General features: G+C 72.1%; 15 protein-coding genes and 1 pseudogene. 8 read left to right on the top strand and 8 right to left on the bottom strand.

What is annotated here, in order from left to right; translation table 11 throughout:
- Nucleotides 1-456 precede the first annotated feature (456 nt).
- Both ACFY61_RS14205 and ACFY61_RS14200 read left to right on the top strand, forming a co-directional pair.
- Entirely contained in the window at nucleotides 457-1,668 is a 1,212-nt protein-coding gene (locus ACFY61_RS14205) for a pyridoxal phosphate-dependent aminotransferase (RefSeq protein WP_389471262.1), read from the top strand.
- A gap of 100 nt (nucleotides 1,669-1,768) precedes the next feature.
- Entirely contained in the window at nucleotides 1,769-2,155 is a 387-nt protein-coding gene (locus ACFY61_RS14200) for a hypothetical protein (RefSeq protein WP_389471259.1), read from the top strand.
- A gap of 166 nt (nucleotides 2,156-2,321) precedes the next feature.
- Here ACFY61_RS14200 and ACFY61_RS14195 read toward each other — a convergent pair whose 3' ends face one another.
- Nucleotides 2,322-2,753: a hypothetical protein gene (locus ACFY61_RS14195; protein ID WP_389471256.1), complete on the bottom strand. Its 432-nt coding sequence runs from the start codon at nucleotides 2,751-2,753 to the stop codon at nucleotides 2,322-2,324.
- 109 nt (nucleotides 2,754-2,862) lie between these two features.
- Between ACFY61_RS14195 and ACFY61_RS14190 the strand changes: the two genes are divergently transcribed.
- The 4 genes from ACFY61_RS14190 to ACFY61_RS14175 are packed head-to-tail and all read left to right on the top strand — an operon-like array spanning nucleotide 2,863 to nucleotide 7,386.
- A complete protein-coding gene (locus ACFY61_RS14190; RefSeq protein ID WP_389471253.1) occupies nucleotides 2,863-3,942 on the top strand; it encodes a substrate-binding domain-containing protein in 1,080 nt (359 codons plus the stop codon).
- Nucleotides 3,943-3,963: 21 nt separating this feature from the next.
- Complete coding sequence (locus ACFY61_RS14185; RefSeq protein WP_389471251.1) at nucleotides 3,964-5,145, top strand: toxic anion resistance protein; 1,182 nt, start codon at nucleotides 3,964-3,966, stop codon at nucleotides 5,143-5,145.
- 56 nt (nucleotides 5,146-5,201) lie between these two features.
- Nucleotides 5,202-6,794: a substrate-binding domain-containing protein gene (locus ACFY61_RS14180; protein WP_389471248.1), complete on the top strand. Its 1,593-nt coding sequence runs from the start codon at nucleotides 5,202-5,204 to the stop codon at nucleotides 6,792-6,794.
- Complete coding sequence (locus tag ACFY61_RS14175) at nucleotides 6,781-7,386, top strand: hypothetical protein (protein ID WP_389471246.1); 606 nt, start codon at nucleotides 6,781-6,783, stop codon at nucleotides 7,384-7,386. The genes ACFY61_RS14180 and ACFY61_RS14175 overlap by 14 nt, the downstream gene beginning before the upstream one ends.
- 148 nt (nucleotides 7,387-7,534) lie before the next feature.
- Here the strand turns inward: ACFY61_RS14175 and ACFY61_RS14170 are convergent, their stop codons facing one another.
- Nucleotides 7,535-9,361 (bottom strand): phosphoenolpyruvate carboxykinase (GTP), encoded by a 1,827-nt coding sequence (locus ACFY61_RS14170; protein ID WP_389471243.1) that lies wholly within the window; start codon nucleotides 9,359-9,361, stop codon nucleotides 7,535-7,537.
- Between the two features lie 244 nt (nucleotides 9,362-9,605).
- Here ACFY61_RS14170 and ACFY61_RS14165 point away from each other — a divergent pair, with 244 nt between their 5' ends.
- On the top strand, nucleotides 9,606-10,265 hold the full coding sequence (locus ACFY61_RS14165; RefSeq protein ID WP_389471240.1) for a hemolysin III family protein: 660 nt from the start codon (nucleotides 9,606-9,608) through the stop codon (nucleotides 10,263-10,265).
- A 59-nt stretch (nucleotides 10,266-10,324) separates the two neighbouring features.
- Here the strand turns inward: ACFY61_RS14165 and ACFY61_RS14160 are convergent, their stop codons facing one another.
- The 6 genes from ACFY61_RS14160 to ACFY61_RS14135 form a co-directional block, all read right to left on the bottom strand.
- Nucleotides 10,325-11,368, bottom strand: coding sequence for a hypothetical protein (locus ACFY61_RS14160; protein WP_389471237.1), 1,044 nt, complete (start codon nucleotides 11,366-11,368; stop codon nucleotides 10,325-10,327).
- 223 nt (nucleotides 11,369-11,591) lie between these two features.
- Nucleotides 11,592-13,958: a galactose oxidase-like domain-containing protein gene (locus tag ACFY61_RS14155; RefSeq protein WP_389471314.1), complete on the bottom strand. Its 2,367-nt coding sequence runs from the start codon at nucleotides 13,956-13,958 to the stop codon at nucleotides 11,592-11,594.
- A 115-nt stretch (nucleotides 13,959-14,073) separates the two neighbouring features.
- Nucleotides 14,074-15,264, bottom strand: a complete 1,191-nt coding sequence (locus ACFY61_RS14150; RefSeq protein ID WP_389471234.1) for a glycosyltransferase — start codon at nucleotides 15,262-15,264, stop codon at nucleotides 14,074-14,076.
- Nucleotides 15,265-15,272: 8 nt separating this feature from the next.
- Nucleotides 15,273-16,982 (bottom strand): ArnT family glycosyltransferase, encoded by a 1,710-nt coding sequence (locus tag ACFY61_RS14145; RefSeq protein WP_389471231.1) that lies wholly within the window; start codon nucleotides 16,980-16,982, stop codon nucleotides 15,273-15,275.
- Entirely contained in the window at nucleotides 16,979-18,322 is a 1,344-nt protein-coding gene (locus tag ACFY61_RS14140) for a glycosyltransferase (RefSeq protein ID WP_389471228.1), read from the bottom strand. The genes ACFY61_RS14145 and ACFY61_RS14140 overlap by 4 nt, the downstream gene beginning before the upstream one ends.
- A gap of 233 nt (nucleotides 18,323-18,555) precedes the next feature.
- Complete coding sequence (locus ACFY61_RS14135) at nucleotides 18,556-20,616, bottom strand: thioredoxin domain-containing protein (RefSeq protein ID WP_389471225.1); 2,061 nt, start codon at nucleotides 20,614-20,616, stop codon at nucleotides 18,556-18,558.
- Between the two features lie 193 nt (nucleotides 20,617-20,809).
- Here ACFY61_RS14135 and ACFY61_RS14130 point away from each other — a divergent pair.
- Nucleotides 20,810-20,926, top strand: a pseudogene (locus tag ACFY61_RS14130) (Uma2 family endonuclease); the annotation flags it as partial.
- Nucleotides 20,927-21,042: the final 116 nt, after the last annotated feature.

Below are 21,042 nucleotides of genomic sequence, written 5' to 3'. Positions count from 1 at the left end.
ATCGCGAAGCGACGCGACGAAGGAGCGCCCTTGACAGGGCGGACGGCCCCGGAAGGACGATGGGACGGACGGGCAACCACCCCGACGCAACCAACACCACCGGTCCAGTGGGCCCAGCCGCCCCCACCCCCGCCCCGCATTCGCGCTCCGGTCCAGTGGGCCCACCCACCCCACCCCCGCCCCACAATTCACGCCCCGCCCGAGCACGCCCGCCCCACCCCGCCCCACCCCGCCCCACCCCGCCCCACCCCACCCCCCAACGTGACGAGCACAACACCCCCACCCCACCCCCGGTCCCCCCGCAACCGATCCGCAGGTCCCGGGCCGCGATCGGCCCGGCAATCCAAGGGTGGGTGCGGGATCAGCCCGAGGGGTCCCGCGAAATGGGACATTTCGGCAGTGCTCGGGTGGGGGAATGCCGGAGCGGAGCGGGCCGCGGCCCCGTAAGCTCCCGTCATGCAGGTGATCCAGTCAACGAAGCTCGCCAATGTCTGCTACGAGATCCGCGGCCCCGTGCTCGAAGAGGCCATGCGGCTCGAAGCGGCAGGTCATCGCATCCTCAAGCTCAACACGGGCAACCCGGCAGCCTTCGGCTTCGAGTGCCCGCCCGAGATCCTCGAGGACATGCTCCGCAACCTGGGCAGCGCCCACGGCTACGGGGACGCGAAGGGGCTGCTCTCCGCGCGCCGGGCGGTCATGCAGCACTACCAGACCAAGGGCATCGACCTGGACGTCGAGGACATCTACCTCGGCAACGGCGTCTCCGAGCTGATCCAGATGGCCATGCAGGCCCTGCTGGACGACGGCGACGAGGTCCTCGTCCCCGCTCCGGACTACCCGCTGTGGACGGCCTCCGTCTCGCTCGCCGGCGGCACCGCCGTGCACTACCGCTGCGACGAGCAGTCCGACTGGATGCCGGACCTCGCCGACATCGAGCGCAAGGTCACCGACCGCACCCGGGCGATCGTGATCATCAACCCGAACAACCCGACCGGCGCGGTCTACGACGAGGAGATGCTGCGCGGGCTCACCGACATCGCCCGCCGCCACAACCTCGTGGTCTGCTCCGACGAGATCTACGACCGGATCCTGTACGACGGCGCCACCCACACCAACACCGCCGCCATCGCCCCCGACCTGCTCTGCCTGACGTTCAACGGGCTGTCGAAGAACTACCGCGTGGCCGGCTACCGGTCCGGCTGGATGGCGGTCTGCGGCCCGAAGAAGCACGCGGCCTCCTACATCGAGGGCCTGACGATCCTCGCCAACATGCGACTGTGCGCGAACATGCCCTCCCAGCACGCCGTGGCCACCGCGCTCGGCGGCCGGCAGTCGATCGAGGACCTGGTGCTGCCCGGCGGGCGGCTGCTGGAGCAGCGCGACACGGCGTACGACCTGCTCACCCAGATCCCCGGCATCACCTGCGTGAAGCCGAAGGGCGCGCTGTACCTGTTCCCGAAGCTGGACCCGTCCGTCTACAAGATCAAGGACGACCGGCAGATGGTCCTCGACCTGCTCCGGGCCGAGAAGATCATGGTCGTCCACGGCACCGGCTTCAACTGGACCGAGCCCGATCACTTCCGGATCGTGACCCTCCCCAACGCCAAGGACCTCGCGGACGCGGTGACCCGGATCGGCAGCTTCCTCGACGGGTACTCCCAGATGTAGACCCCGGCGCGCGAGCGACCTGACAGTGTTCGCGACTCGGCTCAACTTTAGACGGAATCCAATGTAGGATGGTCTCCTGACCAAGCAGGAGGCCTTCCTCATGTACGAGCCGAACCGCACGAAGACGGCGACGGTCCACCGCATGGGCCGCGGCCGTGTGGACTACCCGCACCGCAGCCGGGCCGAGGAGCTGGACATCCAGCTGGCCGGGCACCTGTCGGCCCTGCTCGCCGTCACCGACGAGCTCGGCCTCGAGGAGCCCGCCGAGCGCATCGCCGCCCAGGTGGCGCGGCTGCGCGGCGCCCCGCCGGCCCGTAACGCGGGCCGCTCCGGCGAGGACGCCGCCACCCTGCGCCGCCGTGCGCACGAGCTCGCCGCCCGTGTCCTGCTCGTGGCGGCCTCCCGCGCCGACACCGCCGTCGCGATCCTCGCCGCCGAGCAGATGGACGCGCACACCGCCGCCCTGGAGCCGGCCGGCGCCCACTGACGGCCCCGGTCCGGGGCCGGGGAGGCTCCGGACCGGGAGCCACGACACCACGCCACCGGCCCGGACGGTTCTCCGTCCGGGCCGGTGGCGTCTCGCCGTGCCGGGATGACCGGACGGCCCGGACGGACGGCCGGTCAGTGGCGACCCGGCCGGACGGCCCGGCCGGTCAGTGGCGGGCCGGGGACGGGTCGAACGTGGCGCCGGACACGCCGCACCAGGGCACCACTCCGGCCGGCCAGACCGGCCCGATCGCCTCGCCGGTGGCCGTGGTGCCCGGCGCCACCCCGTCCAGGCGGACCAGGGCCTGGACGGTGCCCAGCGGCGGGTCCTGGCGGAACTCGACCGTCACCACGTACGAGCCGGTCCGCGCGGCGCCGCTGGTGACCTCGGCGACGGCGACCAGGCGGCGGGTCGCCGGATCGATTCGGCAGGTGGTCACCGCAGCGTCGCGGGCCGCTTCCGCCGGGTCGTACACGTCGTCAGACGGCGTGCCGGAGCCGCCGCTCGCCCATACGTAGAGCGCCAGCGGGGCGAACACCAGCAGGGCCGCGACCCCCACCAGTCCGACGAACCATCCCTGCCACCTGGACACCGCCACCACCGACTCTTTCCTGTTCCTGCCGGGCTGCCGAAGTGGGACCACCTCGTCACCTGACGTTCATTCAAATCGGCACGGAATGTGGGTTTCCGCGAGCACGCTGCCCCACGTGAGACGCATTCTTGGAATCGTCCTGGCAGTCCTGCTGATAGGCGGCGTGGTAGCCGTCATCCTCGCAGGAGGCGGCGACCGGGACCCGGAACACACGGCAACGAAGACCGTGCACGGCGTGATCGGCTCCGAGAAGGCCGAGTTCTTCGCCGACCCCGACGTCGTGAAGGCCCTCGCCGCCAAGGGCTTCACGATCGAGACGGAGACGTCCGGCTCCTGGGCCATGGACCAACTCCCCTTCGAGCGGTACGACTTCGCCTTCCCCGGCAGCAGCGAACCGGCCAAGGAGATCCGCGGCGGAGCCGGGGTGCCCGGCTCCCACACGGTGCCGTTCTTCTCCCCGCTGGTCGTGGTCGCCCGTGCGGGCACCGCACAGGTGCTCGCCGACAACGGACTGGCCCGGATGACCGGGAAGAACAGCGGCACCCTGCTGATGGGCGAGTTCGTCAACGCCGTCCGCGAGGACCGCACCTGGCAGCAGCTCAAGGGCTCGGGCGCCCACCCGGAGCTGCTGGGCAGGGTGTTCATCCGGTCGACCGACCCGGCCTCCTCCAACTCGGGCGCCCTCTACCTCGCCGCGGTCTCCAACGTCGCCAACGGCCACACGGTCGTCTCCGACGACCGGGGCGTCGACGCCACCGCACCCGTCCTGAACAAGCTGACCGCTCCGCAGGGGCAGCAGCCGCCCAGCACCGACGCCCCGTTCCGCGAGTTCATCAGCGGGGCCGGCCAACCGCTCGTGCTCGTCTACGAGTCCCAGGTCGCGGCGCTGCTGCTGCGGAACCGGCCGCCCGGCGACATGGTCGTCCTCTACCCGGACACGACCGTCAACAGCGACCACACCTTCGTCCCGCTGAAGGACGGGGCCAAGGCCCTCGGCGAGCTGCTGTCGACCGATCCCCGGCTGCGCGAACTCGCGGTCCGCCACGGGTTCCGCCCGCAGAACGGCGTCCAGGAGTTCGGCCGGGCGACCGCGCCGCACACCGCCTACCTGAACCAGGGCCTCACGGGCATCAACCAGGTCGGCACCCCCACCGTGAAGGTCCTCCAGAAGCTCGCCGAGCGGGCCAAGGGCTAGCGAAACCAGGGACGTACGCACATGACACTGACGCCACCCGAGGACGCTCCGCTGGTCCTCACCGCGCCCGAACCCGTCGCCCCCGTCCGCCGGGAGCAGGCCTCCGGTCTGGTCCCGCTCCGGGACGAGGTGCGTGACGAGATGGCCCGGCGGGCCGCCGCGTACGTCGGCTCGCTCGCCGGGCTCGACACCCGCTCCCCCGAGTTCGCCGGCCGGATCGGCGAGATCACCGCCCTCGGCTCCGCCGACGTCCGTGACGCCGCCCAGCAGTCCAACCGGATGCTGGACCGGGCCGTGCGCTCGCTGTCCGGCGGCGGGGACGCCCAGGGCCGGGTCGCCTCCTCGCTGGTCGAGCTGCGCCGGACCGTGGAGGACCTGGACCCCGGCGACGGCCCCGCCCGGGGCGCGCGGAAGCTGCTGTCGCGACTGCCCGGCGGCAACCGGTTCCGCGACCACGTCGCGCGGTACGCCTCCTCGCAGACGACGCTGAACCGGATCGTCGGCGCGCTGCGCGGCGGCCAGGACGAGCTGCGCCGTGACAACGCGGCGCTGCACACCGAGCGGACGCGCCTGTGGGAGACGATGGGCCGGCTCCAGGAGTACGCGGTGCTCACCGAGGCCCTGGACGCGGCCGTCACGCGGCGCGTGGCCGAGCTGGAGGCGGTCGATCCGCGGCAGGCGGACGCGCTGCGGTCGGACGTGCTGTTCCCGGTCCGGCAGAAGCACCAGGACCTGCTGACCCAGCTGGCGGTGTGCGCGCAGGGCTATCTGGCGATGGACGTGGTCCGGCGCAACAACGACGAGCTGATCAAGGGCGTGGACCGGGCGGCGACGACCACGGTGTCCGCGCTGCGGATCGCGGTGATGCTGGCGTCCGCGCTGGACGACCAGCGGAAGGTGGTCGAGCAGGTGAACGCGCTGCGGGGAACGACGGAGGACCTGATCCGCGGGAACGCGGAGATGCTCGGTTCGCAGAGCGGGGAGGTGCAGCGGATCGCGGCGGACCCCGCGGTGGGGGCGGAGACGCTGCGGGCGGCGTTCGGGCAGATCTTCCGGACGCTGGACGCGATCGACTCGTACCGGGTGGAGGCGACGGAGAGCATGGCCGCGACCGTGGAGTCGCTTACCGGGGAGTTGCAGGCGGCGTCGGCGTACCTGGCACGGTCGCGTGCCGCGGGCGAGCCGGGCGGGGGTGCCCTGTGAGGGCCGCCCGGCAGCCGGGGCACCGGACGGGCCGGCGGGGTGGGCGGGGCCGGGGCGTGCTGGGCTGGGTGGTCCCGTTGGTGCTGGTCGTGGCCGGGTGCACCGGCGGCGGGGAGGGGGAGTCCCGGGGCGGCGGGGGCGGTGGGGCCGCGTACGAGGAGGGCACGCTGCGGGTGCTGGCCTCCAGCGAACTGGCGGACATGGAGGGCGTGCTCGAAGGGGCCCGCGAGGCCACCGGCGTGCGGGTGGAGCTGACGTGGAGCGGCACGCTGGACGCCGTGGAGACGGTGGCTTCGGGCCGGGCCGACGGGCGGTACGACGCGCTGTGGCTGTCGTCCAACGACTACCTGCGGCTGCGGCCCGAGGCGGCCGGGAAGCTGAGCTCCGAGACGACGGTGATGTCCTCGCCGGTGGCGATCGGCGTGAAGGGCGAGGCGCTGGCCCGGCTGGGCTGGAAGCCGGAGGAGGTGACCTGGTCCGCCGTCCACCAGGCGGTCGCTTCCGGCCGGCTCGGGTACGGGATGACCGACCCGGTGCGGTCCAACTCCGGCTTCTCCGCGCTGGTCTCGGTGGCCTCGGGGCTTTCCGGTGCGCAGGCGGCGCTGACCGCGGAGGACGTGGGCGGGGTGACGCCGCGGCTGAAGGAGTTCTTCGCCGGGCAGAAGCTGACCTCGGGTTCCTCGGGGTGGCTGGCGCAGGCGTACGCGCGGCGGGGTGATGTGGACGCGCTGGTGAACTACGAGTCCGTGCTGCTGTCGATGAACCGGGACGCGCGGGCCGGGCTTACGGTCATCCGGCCGCGGGACGGGGTGGTCACCGCCGGCTACCCGCTGACGCTGCTGACGTCGGCGCCCGCCGGGGCCCGCGAGGCGGGCCGGGCGCTCACCGGCTACCTGCGGGGTGAGCGGGCGCAGAAGGAGATCACCGAGCGGACGTTCCGGCGGCCGGTGACGGCCGGGGTGGCGCCGGCGCCGGGTCTGGCGGCGGAGCCGCGGCGTGAGCTGCCGTTCCCCGGCACGCGTGCCGTCGCGGACGGGCTGCTCTCCTCGTACGAGCACGTCCTGCGGCGTCCGTCGCGGACGGTGTACGTGCTGGACACCTCGGGGTCGATGAGGGAGGGCGACCGGATCGGGCGGCTGAAGAAGGCGCTGACGGAGCTGACCGGCAGCGGTTCCTCGGGCACCGGCCGGCGGTTCCGGGACCGGGAGGAGGTGACGCTGCTGCCGTTCGGGTCGAGGGTGAAGGAGGTGCGGACGCACGTGGTGGAGCCGGGACGGGCGGACGCCGCGCTGGACGCGATCCGCCGGGACGTGGGTTCCCTGGAGCCGGCGGGGGGCACGGCCGTCTACAGCAGTCTGGAGGCGGCCTACGCGCACCTCGGCAGGGGCGGCGGGGACGGGTTCACCTCGATCGTGCTGATGACGGACGGGGAGAACACCGAGGGCGTGGACGCGGCGCACTTCGACTCGTTCTTCGCCGGGCTGCCCGAGGCGCAGCGGGGGACCCCGGTCTTCGCGGTGCTGTTCGGGGATTCGGACCGCAAGGAGCTGTCGCACATCGCGGAGATCACCGGGGGCCGCGTGTTCGACGCCACCGACGGGAAGGGCTCCCTGGACGGGGCCTTCGAGGAGATCCGTGGCTACCAGTAGAGCGGCACTGGCGTACCTGGAGTCGAGGAAGAACCTGGCGGGCATGGTGGGCGGGCTGGCGGGGGTCGGCCTGGCGCTGGGGGGTCTGGCCGGGGCGTTCTGGCCGGTGGTGGTGGCGGGGCTGTACGCGGCGGGGGCGCTGATCGCGCCGCCGGAGCGGACGCCGCCGCCGGAGTTCGACCCGAGCGAGCAGCTGGGGGCGGTGCGGGAGGACTTCGCGCGGTTGCGTGAGTACCTGGCGGAGGTGGAGCTGCCGCCGGCGGCCGGGGGGAAGCTGGCGGAGCTGATGGAGCTGTACGCGCGGCTGCTGGATCCGGGCTGGGTGGCGGACGTGCTGGCCGGGGAGCCGGAGTCGGTGCACGTGTTGTCGCGGGCGGTGCGCAGTGACGTGCCGGAGTCGGTGGACACGTACAACCGGGCGCGCTGGTGGAGCCGGCTGCAGCCGGGGGCGGTGCCGCCGGAGCGGCATCTGGAGCGGCAGCTGGGGCTGCTGTTCGATGAGGCGGAACGCCTGACGGCGGGCCTCCAGGACAGGGAGGCCCGCCGTCAGCAGACGCACACCACCTATCTGGAGGAGCGCGGACGCTCCTGAGACGGCCGGACAGGGCCGGACAGGCGGGGTGCTGCGGTGGGAACACCTTGGTCGGGGATTCCCACTGCGGTGGGCGCCGCTTGGTCGGGGGCTCCCACGTCTTGGGTGCCGCCCCGCCGGGTCAGGGCGGCGGGGCGGGGCGGCTGGTTCAGCCGAGGCGCTCGACGAGCGCGTGGTACTGGTCCCACAGCTCCTTGGGGGTGTGGTCGCCGTAGGTGTTGAGGTGCTCGGGGACGAGGGCGGCCTCGTCGCGCCAGACGTCCTTGTCGACGGTGAGGAGGAAGTCGAGGTCCTCGTCGGAGATGTCGAGGCCGTCGAGGTCGAGGGAGGCCTTGGTCGGCAGGATGCCGATGGGGGTCTCGACGCCCTCGGCGGTGCCGTCGAGGCGGCCGACGATCCACTTCAGGACGCGGCTGTTCTCGCCGAAGCCGGGCCAGACGAACTTGCCGGCGTCGTTCTTGCGGAACCAGTTGACGTAGTAGATCTTCGGGAGCTTCGTGGCGTCCGCGGAGGCGCCGACCTTGACCCAGTGGGCCATGTAGTCGCCCATGTTGTAGCCGCAGAAGGGCAGCATGGCGAAGGGGTCGCGGCGCAGCTCGCCGACCTTGCCCTCGGCGGCGGCGGTCTTCTCGGAGGCGATGTTCGAGCCGATGAAGACGCCGTGGTTCCAGTCGAAGGACTCGGTGACCAGCGGGACGGCGGAGGCGCGGCGGCCGCCGAAGAGGATCGCGGAGATCGGGACGCCCTTGGGGTCCTCCCACTCGGGGGCGATCGTCGGGCACTGGGCGGCGGGGACGGCGAAGCGGGCGTTGGGGTGGGCGGCCGGGGTCTCCGACTCCGGCGTCCAGGGGTTGCCCTTCCAGTCGATGAGCTGGGCGGGGGCCTCCTCGGTCATGCCCTCCCACCAGACGTCGCCGCCGTCGGGGGTGAGCGCGACGTTGGTGAAGACGGTGTTGGCGTACATCGTCTTCATGGCGTTGGCGTTGGTGTGCTCGCCGGTGCCGGGGGCGACGCCGAAGAAGCCGGCCTCCGGGTTGATGGCGTGGAGGCGGCCGTCCTCGCCGAAGCGCATCCAGGCGATGTCGTCGCCGATGGTCTCGACCGTCCAGCCGGGGATCGTGGGCTCCAGCATGGCCAGGTTGGTCTTGCCGCAGGCCGACGGGAAGGCGGCGGCGACGTACTTCGCCTCGCCCTGCGGCGGGGTGAGCTTGAGGATGAGCATGTGCTCGGCGAGCCAGCCCTCGTCGCGGGCCATGACCGAGGCGATGCGGAGCGCGTAGCACTTCTTGCCGAGCAGGGCGTTGCCGCCGTAGCCGGAGCCGAAGGACCAGATCTCGCGGGTCTCGGGGAAGTGCGAGATGTACTTGGTGGTGTTGCAGGGCCACGGGACGTCGGCCTGGCCGTCGGCGAGCGGGGCGCCGAGGGTGTGGACGGCCTTGACGAAGAAGCCGTCGGTGCCGAGTTCGTCGAGGACGGCCTGTCCCATGCGGGTCATGGTGCGCATGGCGACGGCGACGTAGGCGGAGTCGGTGATCTCGACGCCGATCGCGGACAGCGGCGAGCCGACGGGGCCCATGCAGAAGGGCACGACGTACATCGTGCGGCCCTTCATGGAGCCGCGGAAGATGCCCTTCTCTCCCGCGAAGATCTCCTTCATCTCCGCCGGGGCCTTCCAGTGGTTGGTCGGGCCCGCGTCCTCCTCCTTCTCGGAGCAGATGAAGGTCCGGTCCTCGACGCGCGCGACGTCGGACGGGTCGGAGGCGGCGTAGTACGAGTTGGGGCGCTTGACCGGGTCGAGCTTGCGGAAGGTGCCCTTGGCGACGAGCTCCTCGCACAGGCGCTCGTACTCGGCCTCGGAGCCGTCACACCAGACGACGCTGTCCGGCTCGGTCAGTTCAGCGATCTCCTCCACCCAGGCGATCAGACCCTGGTGGTTCGTCGGGCTGGAAGTGGGAGCCGCGTTGTCGCGCGCCACGATTGCTCCTTGTTGAGGGGTTGTTTGGTGTATGCCCCGTGGGGGCTGCGACCCGGATGACTTCGCGCTCCGCTCATCCGGTGCCGACCGCACTCATCTGATCATCCGGTGGATGTGCGCATATGTCCAGGGGGCCTCTCACGTGAGCATTGCCACTCTGTTCAATCTTCGGTAAAGCGCGGGATTTGCCTTCGATCTTGAACCCGTCCGTCACTTGACGGATACCTACGGACGCGTAGGTAGCATGACGACCATGACTTCAGAAGCGCCCGTCAAGCCGCTGCTGCGCGGCTGGCTGCACGCCGGGATGTTCCCCGCCGTGGTCGTCGCCGGACTGGTCCTCATGGCGTTCACGGATTCCACGGCGGCCAGGGTGGCCTGCGGGGTGTACGTCCTCACCGCGTGCCTGCTCTTCGGCGTGAGCGCGCTCTACCACCGGGGCACCTGGGGTCCGCGCGGGGAGGCGGTGCTGCGCCGCCTCGACCACGCCAACATCTTCCTGATCATCGCGGGTACCTACACACCGCTGACGGTGCTGCTGCTGCCGCCCTCCACCGGCCGGACCCTGCTCTGGGCGGTATGGCTCGCGGCCGCCGCCGGGATCGCCTTCCGGGTGTTCTGGGTCGGTGCGCCGCGCTGGCTCTACACGCCCTGCTACATCGCCATGGGCTGGGCCGCGGTGTTCTTCCTGCCCGACTTCCTGCGGACCGGCGGCATCGCCGTCCTGGTCCTGGTGGTCGTCGGCGGTCTGCTCTACAGCGCGGGAGGGATCATCTACGGGATGAAGCGGCCCAACCCCTCCCCGCGCTTCTTCGGCTTCCACGAGGTCTTCCACTCACTGACCCTGGTCGCCTTCGTCACCCACTACGTGGGCATCTCGCTGGTCGCCTACGGCCACGCCTGACGGCGCCACGGCGGGTCGGCGCCACGGCCGGTCAGCGCCCCGGCGCCCCGGCGGGTCGGTCAGCCCCGGCCGCGGAGGTCCACCCGGCCCACCCGGTTGCCGGTGAGCTCCGTGAACCACATGTTGCCGTCGGGACCGGCGGTGATGTGGAAGGGGGTGCTGTCCGGGGAGGACGCCGGCAGGGGGAACTCGGTGATCCGGCCGCGCGGCGTGATCCGGCCGATGCGGTTGACGTTGGACTCGGTGAACCAGACGTTCCCGTCCGGGCCGGCGGCGATGCCGATCGGGCCGGCGGCGCGGGTCGGCAGCGGGAACCGGGTGACCTTGCCGCGCGGGGTGATCCGGCCGATCTCGTTGTCCAGGCCACCGCTGTCGGTGAACCAGAGGTTGCCGTCCGGGCCGGTGGTGATGTTGAAGGGGCCGCCCTCCGGGTTCGGCAGCGGGAACTCGGTCACCTTCCCCTGCGGGGTGATCCGGCCGATCTTGTTGGCGAACGGCATGGTGAACCACAGGTTGCCGTCGGGGCCCTTGGTGATCCGGTACGGGAAGCTGTCGGGGGTCGGCAGGGGGAACTCGGTGATCCGGCCGCGCGGGGTGATCCGCCCGATCCGGTTGCTCCCGTTCTCCGTGAACCACACGTTGCCGTCGGGCCCGCGGGTGATGCCGATCGGGAAGGCGTCCGCGGTGGGCAGGGCGAACTCGGTGACCCGGCCGCGCGGGGTGATCCGCCCGATCCGGTTCGCGGCGGGCTCCGTGAACCACAGGTTGCCGTCGGAACCCGCCGTGATGTCGTCGGGGAACCGGTCCGGGGCGGGCAGCGGGAACTCGGTGATCCGGCCGCGCGGGGTGATCCGCCCGATCCGGTTGGCGCCGTTCTCCGTGAACCAGACGTTGCCGTCCGGCCCGCCGGTGATGCCCACCGGGCCGCTGTTCGGGGTGGGCGGGGTGAACTCGGTGATGCGGACCGCCTGTCCCGTGCCGCTCCCGGCCTGCCCGGCGAAGGCCGGGGCGGGCGCGAGCGAGGGGGCGGCGAGGCCGAGCAGCCCGCAGGCCAGCAGGACGGCCAGACGGCGGCGCAGGGTGCGGGGGGCGGTCACGGGCATGGGCGCGGAACCTTTCGACCGGGGATGTCCGCGCTTCAGCGTAGGAGGGCCGCACCTCCGTGACGTGGGACGACGGGCCGTCAAACGGGTGCACTTGCCCCGGCGGTTGGAGGACGGACGGACGGAACGGCGCCGGTGCCCGCCGCCGAGCGGCGCGGGCACCGGCGCCGTGGGCCGGGCGGAAGGGTGGCCGGGTGGAGGTGGCCGGGTGGCCGGGTGGCCGTCAGCAGGCGTAGCCGTCGCGGTCCTGGTCCAGCCGCAGCGGGTCGCTGCCGTTGACCTTCATGCGCTTCGGGTACTTGTGCGCGGCCAGCCAGTCACAGCGGGCCTTGGGCGTGTTCGCGACCTCCGCCGGGAACACCGTCGGCACGCACAGGGTGGCCGAGCCGTAGTGCCGGTCGCAGCCGGCGATCCTCGGGCTCACGGGTACGGAGTTCCGCTTCGCCGGGTTCGGCTTGGCCGGGCCGAGCTCGTTCGCGAAGGTGTGCTCGTGCGCCGACGGCCGCTGCTCGCCGGAGAGGGCCGCCACGGCCGGCGCGCCGCCCACGTGCACCCACTTCGCGATCGACGGGACGCCGCCCGCGTCGACCGCGAACAGCATGTACCAGCCGGGCGGGGCCAGGTTGGGGTTGCTGGTCACGTTCAGGTCCACCGTGGTGTCGTCGACCACCGTCAACGGCAGGTCCACGAAACGCTGGTTGGGGTCGGAGGAGTGCGTGACCGCGGCCGGGCGGATCAGTTCCGCCTTGGCGATGGGCCGGTTGACGGTGATGCGCTGGGTGTCGCCGTACACCCACCGCGTGTCGATCACCGAAGTGATCTGCGGCCGGGGCCCCTTGAAGAGGTACGGCGGGGTGTAGACGGACACGTTGTGGTTGTAGGTGCCGTTGCCGGGATTGTCACCGACCGACATGACCCGGCCGTCGGGCATCAGGAAGGACGCCGAGTGGTACGTCCGGGGCACCGGGTCGGTGGCCAGGCCCGCCTGGTATGTGTTGGTGGCCGGGTCGAAGAACGAGGCCTCGAAGACCGGGTCGGCCCGGTCGTGCAGCCCGCCGCCGGTCTCCAGCACCTTGCCGTCGGGCAGCAGCACCGCGGAGACGTACATCTTGCCCTCGGCCCCGGTCTGCGGCCGCTTGCCGGTGCCGGTGTCGACGAGACCCTGCGGGATGTCCGGGCCGGCCGTGTAGGCGGGGCTGGGCTTCTTCAGGTCGATGATGTCGGTGATCCGGTTGGCGGCCGGGTTGGTCTCGTTGTTGCCGCCGCCGATGGTCAGGACCCGCTGGTCCTGCGCGGGGGGCAGCAGCACGCTCGCCGACTCGTCGCGCTGGTCCTTGTTGCGCAGGCCCGGCACGTCGGTGATGGTGTTCGCGTCGTAGTCGTAGACGGACGCACCGGTGCCGGGGGTGCCGTTGCCGAAGGTGTGGCTGCCGGAGTAGAACAGCCGGCCGTCCTGCATGAGGATCATCGACGGGTACAGGCCCCAGTAGGACCAGGTCTGGTTGACCTCGTTCATCGGCAGCCACTTGTTCTGCGCGGCGGAGAACTTCTCGGCGGTGACGTTCCCGGTGGAGTCCTCCTTCAGGCCGCCGAAGGAGATCACGTCGCCGTTGCCGAGGATCGTCGCGGACGGGTACCAGTGCCCGCCGTTCATGTCGTTGGTCCTCGTGTACTTCTCGGTGGCCGGGTCGAAGACGTAGGAGTCCTTCAGGCCCTGGTAGCCGATCCTGCCGTCGGCGGACGGGTAACCCTTGTTGCCGCTCATGACCAGCACGCGGCCGTCCGAGAGCTGCACGTGGCCGGCGCAGAACATGTCGACCGGCGTGGGGATGGTCTTGAAGGACCCGTTGGCCGGGTCGTAGACGGCCGAGGTGAAGGTGCCCGCCTGGAACCGCGCGATGTCGTTGCCGGACCCCGCGATGAGCAGCACCTTGCCGTTCCTGAGCACCACCGCGTGCATCGACCGGGTCGGGTTCTTGGCCGGGATCACCTCCCACCTGCCCTTGGCGCACTCCTCCGCGGTGCCGGTGCAGGTGGGGGTGGGGCCGGTGGCTCCGACCTCCTCCATCGCGTAGTCGTCGGTGGTGAGGGTGCCGACGCCGTACACCGACATCCCCCACGCGATCCTGTCGGTGCCCGGCGGGACCGCGGGCGTGCGGACCTCGGTGCGCGCCCAGGCGGCGCTGACGGGCGGGTTCTGCAGGTCGGTCCAGTAGTGCCAGGTGCCCGTCGCGGCCTCCCGCCGGAACACGGTCACCGACACGTCCGGGGTGTCGGACTTGTACCAGGCCGACAGGTCGTACTGCCTGCCCGGGACCACGGTCGGCGCGCAGGCCGTGGACTCGGTGACCAGCGCCTTGCGGTCGCCGTCGACGCGGCGGGTCAGCGCGACCCGCATCGCCCTGGTGCCGGAGTGGGCGTCGGCGACGGTGGTGAAGCTGAAGTCGTTGTCGCCCCATCCGGACTTGGACCAGCAGGACGGCATGTCGGAGCCGGCCGGCCCGGCCGTCTCGAAGCCAGGGTTGGTGAGCAGGTTGGGGGGTCCGGCCGAGGCGTGCTGCGGTGCGGTCAGCAGCAGGCCGCCGGCCATCGCCCCGACGGCGAGCAGGGCGGCCCGGCGCCGGCCCCGCCGCACGCGGCGGATCGGGATGCGCATGTACGTACTCCCTTGTGTGGTGCGTCCGTTGCTGTCCGGTACGGCTCCTTCAGCGGGCCGCGCGACGGTGCCTGGCACCCTTGCGCGGCAGGTAGACGAGGGCTTCGGTGGCCGCGAACCGCAGGACGAACGTGGTGACCAGGGCGAGTGCCGTGGCCGGCAGCACGCCGATCCCCAGCCGGCCCACGCACAGGGCGATCAGCGGTATCCGCAGCAGCAGGTCGGCGTTGGCGAGGAGGGCGAACCGGCCGATCCGGTCCGCCGGGCGGCGGTGCCGGCGCCGGTCGCGGAACAGCAGCACCTCGATCAGGGCGAAGTTCCACAGCACGCCCGCCTGGTTCGCGACGACCTCGGCCGGCAGGTAGTGCATGCCGGCCCGGGTCAGCAGCCACAGCGCGAGCAGGTTGGGTACGAACCCGGACAGGCCGATCAGCCCGAACCCGATCATGCGGGCCGGTGCGCTCGCGGTGCGCAGGGAGACGAGGTGCGTCAGGAAGCGGAGGCCTTCGCGGGCGGTGGACTTGGACTCCCCCGCGAACCGTTCCTGGAAGACGAACGGCACCTCCGTGACCCGGGCGGGCCGGCAGCGGACCGCGAGCTCCAGCAGGATCTTGTAGCCGAGCGGGCGGAGCGCCTCCGCGGTGACGGCGGAGCGGCGCATCGCGAAGAACCCGCTCATCGGGTCGCTGACGCCGTGCAGGGCGCGCGGGAAGAGGCCCTTGGTGAGCCAGGTCGCGGCGCGGGAGACGGCGATCCGGTAGGTGCCGGCGAGGCCGGCCCGGCTGCCGCCGCTGGTGTAGCGGGAGGCGACGACGAGGTCGGCGCCGGTGCGTTCGCCCTCGCCGACGAGTTCGGGAACGAGTCGCGGCGGGTGCTGGAGGTCGGCGTCCATGACGACGATCCAGTCGGTGGCGGCCCGTGCGACGCCTTCGACGACGGCACCGCCGAGTCCGCCGTCCGGGGTGTCGCGGTGGAGGACGGACACGGGGAAGGGGCAGTCCCGGGCCGCCTTCTCGATGGCCTCCGGGGTGTCGTCCGTGGAGTCGTCCACGAAGAGGACCTCGACGGGCAGCCGGGACGGCAGTGCGGCGCCGAGCTGCCGCAGCAACTCGGCGACGCTCCCGGACTCGTTGAAGGTGGGGATGATCAGGGTGACGCTGCCGGGGGCGGCCGCGGACGTCCACGCCGGCTCCAGGGCGGGATCGGGGACGGCGGCGGGGGTCCACAGGTCTTCGCTCATGGTGGGCGTCAGCTCCCGCTGTCGGTGGTCTCGCGGTGGGTCCTGCGGATCTCGATGCGGTCCTCGCCGGTGCCGAAGACGGCCACGGCGGTCGAGTGCTCCAGGGCCGCCCTGACGTTGGGCAGGTCGGCGGCGTCCCGGCGGACGGTGGGCGAGGACACCACGTAGTCGACGTCCCGCCAGCCGCGCGGCATGGTCCTGGTGACGGCCGGGTCGAGGTCGGCCTTGTAGAACCAGATGGCGCCGAGGCCCGGTTCGAAGCCGGCGTGGACCGCGTCCAGCCAGAGCGCGTCGTCGAGCAGCACCCGGGTGCGGGCCGGGTCGCCGACCTCGCTGCCGAGCCAGGCGGCGGCCTGCCGGTAGGGGCCGTTGGCGTCCACGGTGAGGGCCGTACGGTTGCCCTCGTACCAGCGCGGTACGACGTACGCGGCGGCGGACGCGGTGAGTACGGCGACTAGCGCCCAGCGGGCGGGCACCAGGCCCGGGCGGCCGCGCCGCAGCACGGCGTGGACGGTGCTCGCGGCGCCGCCGGCGAGGACCAGCGCCAGGAACGGCAGGGCCTGGATGATGTACATGGCGGGCAGGTAGCCGGACGGGCGCATGGCGACCAGGGCGAGGATGACCGCGGCGAGCGCCGGGCCGGCCAGGGCGCGGGCGGTGACCGACATGGGGGTCCCCCCTGCTCGAGCGAAGCCGAGAGCTCGGGGGAGGAAGGTCAGGAGCAGGAGGGCGGCGCCGGCGAGGCCGCCGAGCGGCAGGACGGTGTCGTAGTACAGCCAGGACCGGAAGACGCCGTGGGAGCCGGAGCCGGGGTCGAGGATGAACCCGGAGCCCTCGCGGCCCATCTGGTAGGTGATGCCGCCGATCAGCGAGACGTGTCCCTCGCCGGGGAACAGCTCCCCGTTGAGCAGGGCGTACAGCGGGTAGGACAGGCCGATCAGGGCGCAGGCGGTGACGGCGCCGGTGACGGCGAACTTCCGGGTGTCGCGGTGGCTGTGCCGCCACATGGTGACGAGCAGGGCCGGCAGGACGACCAGCATGGTCTCCTTGGTGAGCACGGCGGTGGCGGCCGTGAGCCCGGCGGCGAAGTGGTGCCAGAGGTGCCGGCTGGGGGACGCGGCCAGGCAGAAGGCCAGCAGCATCCACATGACCGCGAGGTTGTCCAGGAAGATCTCGCGCTGGAGCACCACGGACAGCGGCGACAGCCCGAACAGGGCCATGGCGAGGCCGGCCGCCCAGCGGGGCAGCCACAGCCGGCGGGCGAGGACGTACAGCAGGACGGCACTGGCGGCGGAGACGGCGAGCATCGCGAAGCGCATCGAGGCGACGGTCATCGACTCGGGCACGAGCAGGGACGGCAGCCAGGTCAGCGCGGCCACCTGGATCCAGCCGAGCGGCGGGTGGTCGTACCAGTAGGTGTAGTGGGCCAGGCCCTCACCCTGCTGGACGGCCCAGGCCTGGGCGAGGTAGGTGCCCTCGTCGTCGGAGAGGGCCGGGAAGGCGGTGATGTTCCAGCCCTGGACCAGCAGGATCACCAGCAGCAGGGCCCCGCAGAGCAGGAGGTCGGGGCGGGAGCGGCGGAAGCGTACGGCGGGCCTGGACGGGACGGTCCGGGGGCCGGGCCGGCCCGCGCGCGGGTCCGCGGCGGTGGTGTCGGCGGTGGTGTGAGGGGCTTCGGTGGTGGCCGTGGCCGAGGCGGCGGGCAGGGTGGCGGTCACGGGCGGCTCTCCCCTCGGACGGCGGTGACGGCGGTGACGGCGGTGGCTCCGGTCGCGGCGGTCGCGGCGGTCGCGGCGGTGGCTCCGGTCGCTGCGGTGACGGCGGTCAGGTGGGCGCCGACGTGGCTGGTCAGTTCCCACTCGTTGCGTCCGCGCTGTTCGCGCCAGACGGCCCGGATCGCGGCGCCGGCCAGCATCACCTGGTAGAGGGGGCCGCCGACGACGAGCTTGAGGTAGTGCACGAAGCGGACGCGCAGTCCGTACTGGCGGCCGAAGTCGTGCAGGCCGACGATCTCGAAGACGAAGGTCACCATCGCGGTGATCATGGGCAGGAAGGTGATGAAGGCGATGCCCACGGGGACGTCGAGGAAGACGGCGACGGCGACGTTCAGCGGGATGATGACCCCGGAGGCGGCCTGCATGAAGGGGGTCATCAGGGTGTGGCGGGCGAGCCAGCGCTGGCCGCGGCCGGGCAGCTGCTTCCAGTCCTTCTTCCGGTAGACCTGGAGGAAGCCCTGGTTCCAGCGGGTCCGCTGCTTGAGCAGGCTGACCAGGGAGCCGGGGGTCTCCTCGCGGGTGACCATGTCGGAGTCGTAGGCGACGACCACCTTCTTCCCGACGGAGGAGAGCCGCACGCCGAGGTCGCAGTCCTCGGCGAGGCAGTTCTGGTCCCAGCCTCCGGCGTCGCGGAGCACGCCGGTGCGGACGAAGACGGTGTTGCCGCCGAGCGGGATGAAGCCCTTCTGGGCGTGCAGGTGGAGCCGGGAGCGGAACCAGAAGAAGTACTCCAGGCAGTTGCGCAGGCTGTACCAGCTGGAGTGGAAGTTGATCAGCTGGACCCCGCCCTGGACGACGTCGGCGCCGGTGGAGCGGAAGGCGTGGTCGACGTGGGCGAGGAGTTCCGGGTGGACCTGGTCCTCGGCGTCGAAGACCCCGACGATGTCGCCGCGGCAGTGTGGCAGCGCGGTGTTGAGGGCCTTCGGCTTGTTCTTGGCCTCGTGGTGGTCGACGACCACCCGCACCCGGTCGGGTGCGCGGGCCGCGGACCGCTCGGCGACCGCGGCGGTCTCGGGGTCGTCGTGGCCGACGATCACGATGATCTCGTAGTCGGTGTGGCTGGATTCGAGCAGCCGGTCGATGGTGTGCTCCAGCACCGCCTGTTCGTGGCGGGCCGGCAGCAGCAGGGAGAACGCCAGGCGGCCCTCTCCGTCGGGCCGGTCGAAGCGGGTCGCGGCCAGCGTCTCCGGTGTGCGCCAGGCGTGCATCTGCCACCAGAGCGTGAACGCGGCCATCCAGAACAGGGCAAGCGAAATGGCAGCAATGAACACAGACGTGTACAAACGGTCCCCCCACAGGCATGCCGCAGCCGCCCTTGGCGGGCTGCGGCAGAACGTCTGAACCCCCCGGGGGATGTCGTGGCGGGCCCCCCGGCCCGCCGTCCCCCGTCCCCTCCCGAAGACATGAGGTTAGGCAGAGAAGGTGAAACCCAGACGGTCCTCAGATAAAAAGCGCGTTGCTGAACTGGCTTGCGAATATGGGGAGTTGACCATTCCGGGGGCCCATTTCAGACCCTTCAGGAACGAACCGCCCCCAACTGCCCCGCCAGCTCGACCGGATCCGTCGTAGGCCGCGCGCAGACGAAGTGCCGGCACACGTACGCCGTGGGGAGGTCGCGCACCAGCGTGCGCTCGGCCAGAAGGGGGAACTCCCCCGGGCCGGATCCCGCCGGACCGGGTGCTCCCACCGCCACCACGGCCCCGGGAGCCGTCCCCAGCAACGCCGTCCGGTGCAACGCGGCCGTCGCCGGGTCCTCCGGATGGCCGGCCACCGCGACCTCGCGGGGACCGTCGATCAGCGCCTCCGCCACCGCCAGGCCGTGCCCGATGAAGCGCGGGACGCGCGGACCCAGCGCCTGTACCACCCCGAGCGCCCGCTCGGCCGCCGTCCGGTGGGCCTCCGAGCCGGTGTGCGCCGCGTACGACAGGAGCGCGCCGGCCGCGGCCGTCCAGCCGGACGGCGCCGCGTTGTCGGTGGGGTCCTGCGGGCGCCGGATCAGCCGCTCCGCGTCGTGCGCCGTGTCGTACAGCGAGCCGTCCTCGGCGGCGAACCGGTCCAGCACCAGGTCCACGAGGAAACCGGCGAACTCCAGCCACACCCCCTCGCCGGTCACCCCGGCCAGCGTCAGGAAGCCCTCCGCGACGTCGCCGTAGTCCTCCAGCACGCCCGCGTTGCCACCGGCCCGCCCGTCCTTGCTGATCCGCCCCAGCCGGACCTTCCCGGCCGTCGCGTCGAAGTGCACCCGCACCAGCAGGTCCGCGGCCTCGGTGGCCCGCTCCACCAGGTCGGGCCGCTCGAAGAAGGCCCCGCACTCGGCGAGCGCCGCGATGGCCAGGCCGTTCCAGGCCGCCACCACCTTGTCGTCCCGCCCGGGCGCCGGCCGGCCGGCCCGGGCCGCCAGCAGCCGCTCGCGGATCCCGGCGATCCGCCCGGCTTCCACGGCCGGCCCGTCCTGGGGCAGTCGCAGCACCGACGTCCCGTGCTCGAAGTTCCCCTCCTCCGTCACCCCGAAGTACGCCGCGGCCAGTTCGCCGTCGGTGTCGCCGAGCACCTCCCGCAGCTGGGCCGGCGTCCAGACGTAGTACGCGCCCTCGACGTGGCGCCCGCTGCCCGGGTCCTCGGAGTCGGCGTCCAGCGCGGACGCGAACCCGCCTTGGGCGGTGCGCAGTTCGCGCACCATGAAGTCGGCGGTCTCCAGCGCGACGCGGCGCGCCAGGTCGGAGCCGGTGGCCCGCCACAGGTGGGCGTAGACCCGGCAGAGCAGCGCGTTGTCGTAGAGCATCTTCTCGAAGTGCGGGACCACCCACTCCCGGTCCACCGAGTACCGGGCGAAGCCGCCGCCGAGCTGGTCGTAGATCCCGCCCCGGGCCATGGCCTCGCAGGTGTCCGCGGCCATCTGGAGGGCGCCCTCGGCGCCGGTCCGGGCGTGGTGGCGCAGCAGGAACTCCAGCGCCATCGACGGCGGGAACTTCGGCGCCCCGCCGAAACCGCCGTGGCGCGCGTCGTACTCCCGCGTCAGCGCGAGCAGCGCCCGCGCCTGGTCCTCCGGCCCCGGCACCCCGGCCCGCCCGTACTCCAACTGCCGTCCGGCGAGGTCCTGCACGACCTTCCCGGCCACCTCGGCGACCTCGTCGCGGCGCCCGACCCAGGCGGCCCGTACGCCTTCGAGCACCTGCATGAAGGAGGGCATGCCGTGGCGCGGCTCCGGCGGGAAGTAGGTGCCGAAGTAGAAGGGCTCGGCGTCCGCCGTCATGAACACGGTCATCGGCCAGCCGCCCTGCCCGGTGGCCGCCTGCACGGCCTCCATGTAGACGGCGTCGACGTCGGGCCGCTCCTCGCGGTCCACCTTGATGTTGACGAAGTGCTCGTTCATGTAGGCGGCGGTGAGCTCGTCCTCGAAGGACTCGTGCGCCATGACGTGGCACCAGTGGCACGCGGAGTACCCGACCGACAGCAGAACGGGGACACCGCGGCGCTGCGCTTCCTCGAACGCCTCCGGTCCCCACGGCCACCAGTCGACCGGGTTGTCAGCATGCTGAAGCAGATACGGCGAGGTCACACCAGCCAACCGGTTCATGCGGCCAGCCTCTCACAACGGCTGACGCGACCGGCGAAACCCTGACGCGCCCGCCTCACGTGGCCGAATTGCACTGGTGAGCCATCACATGGAGGGTGACTCCTCCTTCCGTGCCGGGCGACCCGCCATCTCGGAACAGCAGGCTGGGCGCAGCAGAACCGGACCTGCCGAGGCTCCTCGAAGGAGGTACACCATGTCCGCCGAGATGGTGGCGCCCGCGTGGATGCATACGCAGATCAGCGCGGAGCAGTACGACTCCTGGTCCGAGGAGCCCGCACCTTTCTCCATCACGGTCGATCCTGGGGTCGTGTAAGGGCGGAGAGGCCTCGTGCTCGCCCGTCTCGGGCAGACGCTCGCTCTGGCCGTACTGGGCCGGCAGTTCCTGCGTCGTACGGAGTCGGGCATGGCGCTCGCCTGACCGCCTGG

The organism is Streptomyces sp. NPDC012888, from assembly GCF_042900645.1.
In the GTDB taxonomy this organism is placed as follows: Bacteria; Actinomycetota; Actinomycetes; order Streptomycetales; family Streptomycetaceae; genus Streptomyces.
The sequence above is the reverse complement of the archived record's forward strand: the minus strand, read 5'-3'. Positions and strand labels throughout refer to the sequence as shown.